Source organism: Stenotrophomonas maltophilia, assembly GCF_003970865.1.
Lineage (GTDB): Bacteria > Pseudomonadota > Gammaproteobacteria > Xanthomonadales > Xanthomonadaceae > Stenotrophomonas > Stenotrophomonas maltophilia_AR.
On the sequence record NZ_RXLZ01000059.1, the window covers coordinates 22,769 to 30,564 of the forward strand.

Sequence of the window (7,796 nt, forward strand, 5' to 3'; positions counted from 1 at the left end):
CCGCAGGGCCGGTGCGGGCTTACTTGTTGTCCATCTGCAGCACGGCCAGGAACGCTTCCTGCGGGATCTCCACGCGACCGACCTGCTTCATGCGCTTCTTGCCTTCCTTCTGCTTTTCCAGAAGCTTCTTCTTGCGCGAAACGTCGCCACCATAGCACTTGGCCAGCACGTTCTTGCGCATGGCCTTGACCGTGGTACGGGCGATGATCTGCGAGCCGACGGCGGCCTGGATGGCCACGTCGAACATCTGGCGCGGGATCAGGTCCTTCATCTTTTCGCACAGCTCGCGGCCGCGACGGTCGGCATGGCTGCGGTGCACGATCAGCGACAGTGCGTCGACCTTGTCACCGTTGATCAGCACGTCCACGCGCACGAACGGACCTGCGTCGAAGCGCACGAAGTGATAGTCCAGCGAGGCATAGCCACGGCTGACCGACTTCAGCTTGTCGAAGAAGTCCAGCACCACTTCGGCCATCGGCAGCTCATAGCTGATCTGCACCTGGCTGCCCAGGTAGTTGATGCCGATCTGGCTGCCGCGCTTTTCTTCGCACAGCTTGATGATGTTGCCGATGTACTCCTCGGGGGTGAGCACGTTGGCACGGATGATCGGCTCGCGGATCTCCTCGACCTGGTTCACCGGCGGCAGCTTGGCCGGGTTGTCCATGTTGATGATCGAGCCATCGGTCTTCAGGACTTCATACACCACCGTCGGCGCGGTGCTGATCAGGTCCAGGTTGTATTCGCGCTCCAGGCGCTCCTGCACGATTTCCATGTGCAGCATGCCGAGGAAGCCGCAGCGGAAGCCGAAGCCCATCGCCTCGGAGCTTTCCGGCTCGAAACGCAGCGCGGCATCGTTCAGGCGCAGCTTGTCCAGCGCTTCGCGCAGGTCCGGGTAGTCCTCGGCATCGACCGGGAACAGGCCGGCGAACACGCGCGGCTGCATTTCCTGGAAGCCCGGCAGCGGCTTCGGTGCCGGGTCGCCGGCCAGGGTCAGGGTGTCGCCGACCGGCGCACCGTGCACGTCCTTGATGCTGGCGGTGACCCAGCCCACTTCACCTGCACGCAGCGCCGGCAGCACCTTGCGCTTCGGGGTGAACACGCCGACGTTGTCGACCTGGTGGTTGCGGCCGGTGGACATCACCTGCAGCTTGTCACCGGCCTTGATCTCGCCCTGCATCACGCGCACCAGCGAGACCACGCCCAGGTAGTTGTCGAACCAGGAGTCGATGATCAGCGCCTGCAGCTTGTCGGTGTCGCGCGGCTTCGGCGGCGGGATGCGATGCACGATCGCTTCCAGCACGTCCTGCACGTTCAGGCCGGTCTTGGCACTGACCGGCACGGCGTCGGAGGCGTCGATACCGATCACGGCCTCGATCTCGGCCTTGGCGCGCTCGATGTCGGCGGTGGGCAGGTCGATCTTGTTGATCACCGGCACCACTTCCAGGCCCTGCTCCACGGCGGTGTAGCAGTTGGCCACCGACTGCGCTTCCACGCCTTGGGCCGCATCGACCACCAGCAGCGCGCCTTCGCAGGCGGCCAGCGAGCGGCTGACTTCATAGGAGAAGTCGACGTGGCCGGGGGTGTCGATGAAGTTCAGATGGTAGGTCTGCCCGTCCTTGGCGAGGTACGGTAGCGACACCGACTGCGCCTTGATCGTGATGCCACGCTCGCGCTCGATCGGGTTGGAGTCGAGCACCTGCGCTTCCATCTCGCGGGCCTGCAGGCCACCACAGAGCTGGATGATGCGGTCGGCCAGCGTGGACTTGCCGTGGTCGACATGGGCGATGATGGAGAAGTTGCGGATGTTCCGCATCGAATCAGAAGACATAGGTGGCGGCGGCGCGCGGCGTCGTCAGGGTAACGGTCGATTATCGCATGCCCGGCGCCCGCCCGCGAAAACGGCCTCATCGGACCGGGCCCGGAACGGCCGAAGCCCCGCCGGGGCGGGGCTTCGGGGGAGAAACAGGGGCCGCCGAAGCGGCCCCGGCAGGCTCTACTGGCCGGCCTTGACCGCTACGAACGCGCTGTTTCCGCTGCCGGTGCGCACCAGCAGCATCACCACGTCGCCCTTCTTGTAGCTGGACAGCGCACGGTTCAGCGCGTCCACGCTGCCGACCTGGGTGCTGGCCACCTGCAGGATCACCATGCCCGGAGACAGGCCCGCATCACGCGCGCCCTGGCCCTTGACCCCGGTGATGCGCACGCCTTCGCCCGATTCCAGGCCCAGCTGCTTGCGCTGCGGCGCGGTCAGATCGCTGACATCCAGCCCCAGCAGGGCATTGGCGCCGGCCTGCGGAGCCGCATCGCTGTCGCCGCTGGCCGGGCCACGCGAACCGGCCTGCCCGTCTTCGGTCAGTGCGGTGAGGGTGGCGCTGAGGTCACGCGGCTTGCCGTCGCGGATCACACCCAGGGTGACCCGGCTGCCCGGTGCCATCGCGCCGATCAGCGGCGGCAGGTCGGACCAGCTGTTGACCGGCGCGCCATTCACCGAACGGATCACATCGCCGATCTTCACCCCGGCCCGGGCTGCAGCCGAGTCCGGCACGATCTGGTTGACCAGGGCGCCGCGGCTGTCCGGCAGGCCCATCGCCTGCGCCTTCAGGCCGTCGATTTCCTGCACCACCGCGCCGAGCTGGCCACGGGTGACCTTGCCGGTCTTCTTGATCTGCTCGACCGCACTCATCGCCAGGTCGATCGGGATCGCGAAGCTGATGCCCATGTAGCCGCCCGAGGCGGAGAAGATCTGCGAGTTGATGCCGACCACTTCGCCACGGGTATTCAGCAGCGGGCCGCCGGAGTTGCCCTGATTGATCGCCACGTCGGTCTGGATGAAGGGCACATAGCGCTGGTCCGGACCGCCGGTGCTGCGGCCGAGGGCGCTGACCACGCCGGCAGTGACCGAGTGGTCGAGGCCGAACGGCGAGCCGATCGCGACCACCCACTGACCCGGCTTGAGGGAGTTGGAGTCGCCAACGCGCACGGTCGGCAGGTTCTTGCCGTCGATCTTCAGCAGTGCGACGTCGTACTGCTGGTCGCTGCCCACCACTTTCGCGGTGAACTCACGGCGGTCACCCAGTTTGACCTTCACCTCGCTGGCATCGGCCACCACGTGGTAGTTGGTCAGCACATAGCCATCAGGCGAGATGATGAAGCCCGAGCCCATGCCGCGGCCCTTGATGCTGGGGCCACCGTCCGGGCCGCCGGGGCCCTGCCCCGGCATCGGGAAATCCGGGCCGAAGAAGCGGCGGAAGAACTCCGGCATGTCATCGTCGCCACCCATCGGGCCCCGCGAGGCCTGGCGGTTGTTGCGGACGATGGTGGTGTCGACATTGACCACGCCAGGCCCGACCTGTTCGACCAGATTGGTGAAGTCAGGCAGGCCCGTGACCAGCGGCTGGGCCGGCGCCCGCGGCGCGGCGGCAGGCGCGGCCTGGGTCTGGGCGGCCGGAGCCGGGGCCTGCGCGCAGGCCATCAACGGCAGGGTCAGGGCCAGCAGGCCCATGGCCTGCGTGCGGAGTCGGGGAGTCATCGGACGGCAACCTCCGGATCGGATGGAAAGAGGAATACGGCCCCCGCCGACGGCGGGGCGTGAAAGCGCCCGGCTCAGTCGCGCGGGCGCGGCGGCGCCTGCAGGTCGTCCTGCAGGCGCGGCTCGAACGGGTAGAACGCGGCGCCCCCGGCATGGGCCGGGAAGCTCGCATTGAGCGCGCCGCCGGCAGCGGGCGCCAGGCTGGAGCGCGGCCACGGTCGCGCCTGCAGGCTCCCGACCTCACCGAACGGCATGTTGCGGCTGGCATTGGCCGGCACGGTCGGGGTCAACGGCGCCTGTGCGGCGGCCACAGCGCGTTGCGGCATGTCCTCACGCTGGGCGGCACGCGCGGCCTGCTGGCTGCGGGTAGCGCTGGCGCGACGGGTGTCCTGGCGTCGGCCGGCCGCGGCCATGGCCACTGCCGGTACACCGGCCACGGCCATTGCGGCGGTATCCACCGAGGCTTCGGTTACCGGAGCCGGCGTCGTCGGCGCCGGCGCAAGTTCGGCCTGGCTGGCGATCACCTGCGGAGCCAACGGCTCGCCCGGAGTGGCTTCCTTCAGCTTCTCACCGCCCATGAACAGGGCCACCGCCGCCACCGAAGCGGCCAGTGCGGCGCCACCGCCCCAGGCCCGCCAACCACTGCGGCGCACCTGGCGGCGCGGCTCGGCCTGCTGCGCCGGCTCGGCGGCGATGGCAGCAGCCACGGCGGCGCTGAAGCCGGCCGGCGCCAGCACCGAGGCCTGTCCGCGCATCACGTCGCCCAACAGCTGCCAGCGTTCCTGGCAGCCGGCCAGCTCGGGGTCGTGCTCCATCCGGCGCAGCAGGAAGCGCGCTTCGTCGGCGCCCAGCTCGCCATCGACCAGGGCCGACAGCTGTTCGCGATGGCGCTGGTCCAGGCGCTGCCCGGCGGGCGATTGGTGGTTCTGCGATTCGTTGATCGGATTACTGGTCATACGCGGCTCTTCTCACGGGTGGCGCTGCCGATGTCCAACAGCGGCCGGAGTTCGGTGTCGATCGCCTCGCGCGCCCGGAAGATCCGTGAACGCACGGTGCCGATCGGGCACCCCATTTTCTGCGCGATATCCTCGTAACTCAGGCCTTCCACCTCGCGCAGGGTGATCGCCAACCGGAGCTCTTCCGGCAGCGCGTTGACGGCCTTCATCACCGTCTGTTCCAGTTCCTGGCGCATCAACTCGCGCTCGGGCGTGTCGGTGTCGCGCAGGCGCGTCCCGCTGTCGAACTGTTCGGCATCACCGATGTCGATGTCATCGGTCGGCGGTCGGCGATTGTGTGAAGCCAGGTAGTTTTTGGCGGTATTCACGGCGATTCGATGCAACCAGGTTGAGAACTGGGCATCGCCACGGAAACTTCCGATCGCGCGGTAGGCACGGATGAAAGTGTCCTGGGCGACGTCCTGACATTCGCTCCAGTCGGCGATGTAGCGACCGACCAGGGCCACCACGCGATGCTGGTACTTGCGCACCAGGACATCGAACGCGGCGCTCTCGCCGTGCTGCACGCGCCGGACCAGTTCCAGATCCAGCTCCTGAGGTGTATCAACATCGGCCATGAGGGGCCGCACTCCTGTCAGCCCAACCGACGTCGGGCAATGAGACTGCCAATCCCGGGAAAAGTTCAGTCGCCGATCACCTGGCGCCGCACCAGCTTTTAACCACCGTTCCGTTAGCGTCCCGGTCCACGGCCATGGATCCGGGGTCGCCACACCCCTGCTATTGGGATTTGACGCGGGGGAAACAACCTCTGGATCATAGCCGCTTCTCCATACACAACCGGATGGAACGTCCATGCTCTCAGGCTTCGATGGTCTCCGCTTCAGCCACTGGCACCCCGAGATCCGCGACGACGGCGTGGTGGTTCTCTCCCTCGATCGTCAGGACAGCAGCGTCAACGCCATGTCGCAGGACGTGCTGCTGGAACTGGGCGACCTGCTCGAGCGCATTGCGCTGGACCCGCCCAAGGGCGTGGTGATCCAGTCGCTGAAGAAGGCCGGCTTCATTGCCGGTGCGGACCTGAAGGAGTTCCAGGAGTTCGACCGCCGCGGCACCGTCAACGACGCCATCCGTCGCGGCCAGGCTACTTACCAGAAGCTGGCCGAGCTGCCCTGCCCGACCGTGGCGGCCATCCATGGCCACTGCCTGGGCGGCGGCACCGAGCTGGCGCTGGCCTGCCGCTACCGCGTGGCCTCCAATGACAGCAGCACCCGCATCGGCCTGCCGGAAACCCAGCTGGGCATCTTCCCGGGCTGGGGCGGCAGCGCGCGCCTGCCGCAGCTGGTCGGCGCACCAGCGGCGATGGACATGATGCTGACCGGCCGCACCCTGTCGGCCTCGGCCGCGCGTGGCATCGGGCTGGTCGACAAGGTGGTGGCACCGGCGGTGGTGCTCGACACCGCCGTGGCGCTGGCGCTGTCCGGCACCACCCGCCCGTTCAAGCAGCGCGCGACGGCCTGGGCCACCAACACCTGGCTGGCACGCACGCTGCTGGCACCACAGATGGTCAAGCAGGTCGCACGCAAGGCCAAGAAGGACCAGTACCCGGCGCCCTACGCGCTGATCAGCACCTGGCAGCGCAGTGGCGGCAAGCCGATCCAGGCACGCCTGGATGCCGAACGCCGCGCCGTGGTGAAGCTGGCCAGCACCCCGACCGCGCGCAACCTGATCCGCATCTTCTTCCTGACCGAACGCCTGAAGGGCCTCGGTGGTGGTGATTCCGGCATCCGCCACGTGCACGTGGTCGGTGCCGGCGTGATGGGCGGCGACATCGCCGCGTGGGCCGCCTACAAGGGCTTCGAAGTGACCCTGCAGGACCGTGAGCAGCGCTTCATCGACCCGGCCATGGAACGCGCGCAGGCGCTGTTCGCCAAGAAGGTGCGTGACGAGAGCAAGCGCCCTGCCGTGGCCGCGCGCCTGCGTGCCGACCTGGAAGGCAACGGCGTGGCCCAGGCCGACCTGGTGATCGAAGCGATCATCGAGAACCCGGAAGCCAAGCGTGCGCTGTACCAGACGCTGGAACCGAAGATGAAGCTGGACGCGCTGCTGACCACCAACACCTCGTCGATTCCGCTGGTGGAACTGCGCGACCACATCCAGCGCCCGGCACAGTTCGCCGGCCTGCACTACTTCAACCCGGTTGCGCAGATGCCGCTGGTGGAAATCATCCATCACGACGGCATGGCGCCGGAGACCGAGCGCCGCCTGGCCGCGTTCTGCAAGACGCTGGGCAAGTTCCCGGTGCCGGTGGCCGGCAGCCCGGGCTTCCTGGTCAACCGCGTGCTGTTCCCGTACATGCTGGAAGCCGCCACCGCGTATGCCGAAGGCATCCCGGGCCCGGTGATCGACAAGGCCGCAGTGAAATTCGGCATGCCGATGGGCCCGATCGAACTGATCGACACCGTGGGCCTGGACGTGGCCGCAGGCGTGGGCCGCGAACTGGCGCCGTTCCTGGGCCTGCAGATTCCCGCCGCGCTGCAGACGGTGGAACCGGACAAGCGTGGCAAGAAGGATGGCCAGGGCATCTACACCTGGGAGAACGGACGCGCGAAGAAGCCCGATGTTGCCCGCGACTACCAGGCGCCGGCCGACCTGGAAGACCGCCTGATCCTGCCGCTGCTGAACGAGGCAGTGGCCTGCCTGCACGAAGGCGTGGTGGCCGATGCGGACCTGCTGGATGCCGGTGTCATCTTCGGTACCGGTTTCGCCCCGTTCCGCGGTGGTCCGATCCAGCACATCCGTGCGGTGGGTGCCGATGCGATCGTCGAGCGGTTGAAGGCGCTGCAGCAGCGTCACGGCGACCGTTTCGCACCGCGCCCGGGCTGGGACAACCCCGCACTGCGCGAACCAGTGGTTTGATCGGCCGGGCCTGCGGCCCGGCACCCGCAGAGGCAACGTCAAGTTCCACAGCAGAAGCCAGAGCCAAAGCGGCTCTGGCTTTTCTGTTTGTTGGGCAGGGCGGTGTCGGGTTGCGGGGACGCCGTAAACCCGTCCTTGGGGGCTTGGCCGCGGCATCCATGCCGCGGACACCCCGCAACCCGACACCGCCCCACCCCTGACAGTTTCCCGGTGACGGTGGGTGAACTCCGCTTCCGGTAGGTATCGACCTTGGTCGGCACGGATCATTACGAACACGGGGGTGGCTACCTTTGTCGCCACCGGGGGCAAAGCGACCCGGGCTGTATTTGGGTTTGGATTTTTTTTTTTTTTTTTTTCCTTTATACAAGCTCCCCGCCCCCCGAGTAACCCCCCCT

The 7,796-nt window shown here is 67.5% G+C and carries 5 protein-coding genes; 1 reads left to right on the plus strand and 4 read right to left on the minus strand.

Going from position 1 to position 7,796, the window contains the following annotated elements:
• Positions 1-19: 19 nt before the first annotated feature.
• The 4 genes from lepA to rpoE form a co-directional block, all read right to left on the minus strand.
• Positions 20-1,813: a translation elongation factor 4 gene (lepA, locus tag EKL94_RS17415; RefSeq protein ID WP_032129849.1), complete on the minus strand. Its 1,794-nt coding sequence runs from the start codon at positions 1,811-1,813 to the stop codon at positions 20-22.
• Positions 1,814-1,993: 180 nt separating this feature from the next.
• Entirely contained in the window at positions 1,994-3,529 is a 1,536-nt protein-coding gene (locus tag EKL94_RS17420) for a DegQ family serine endoprotease (RefSeq protein ID WP_126930038.1), read from the minus strand.
• A 74-nt stretch (positions 3,530-3,603) separates the two neighbouring features.
• Entirely contained in the window at positions 3,604-4,485 is an 882-nt protein-coding gene (locus EKL94_RS17425) for a sigma-E factor negative regulatory protein (RefSeq protein ID WP_126930039.1), read from the minus strand.
• Positions 4,482-5,102, minus strand: coding sequence for an RNA polymerase sigma factor RpoE (gene rpoE, locus EKL94_RS17430; RefSeq protein ID WP_010482816.1), 621 nt, complete (start codon positions 5,100-5,102; stop codon positions 4,482-4,484). The genes EKL94_RS17425 and rpoE overlap by 4 nt, the downstream gene beginning before the upstream one ends.
• A 235-nt stretch (positions 5,103-5,337) precedes the next feature.
• Here rpoE and EKL94_RS17435 point away from each other — a divergent pair, with 235 nt between their 5' ends.
• Positions 5,338-7,401 carry a 3-hydroxyacyl-CoA dehydrogenase NAD-binding domain-containing protein gene (locus EKL94_RS17435; RefSeq protein WP_126930040.1) on the plus strand — a complete coding sequence of 688 codons (2,064 nt, stop codon included), beginning with the start codon at positions 5,338-5,340 and terminating at the stop codon, positions 7,399-7,401.
• Positions 7,402-7,796 lie beyond the last annotated feature (395 nt).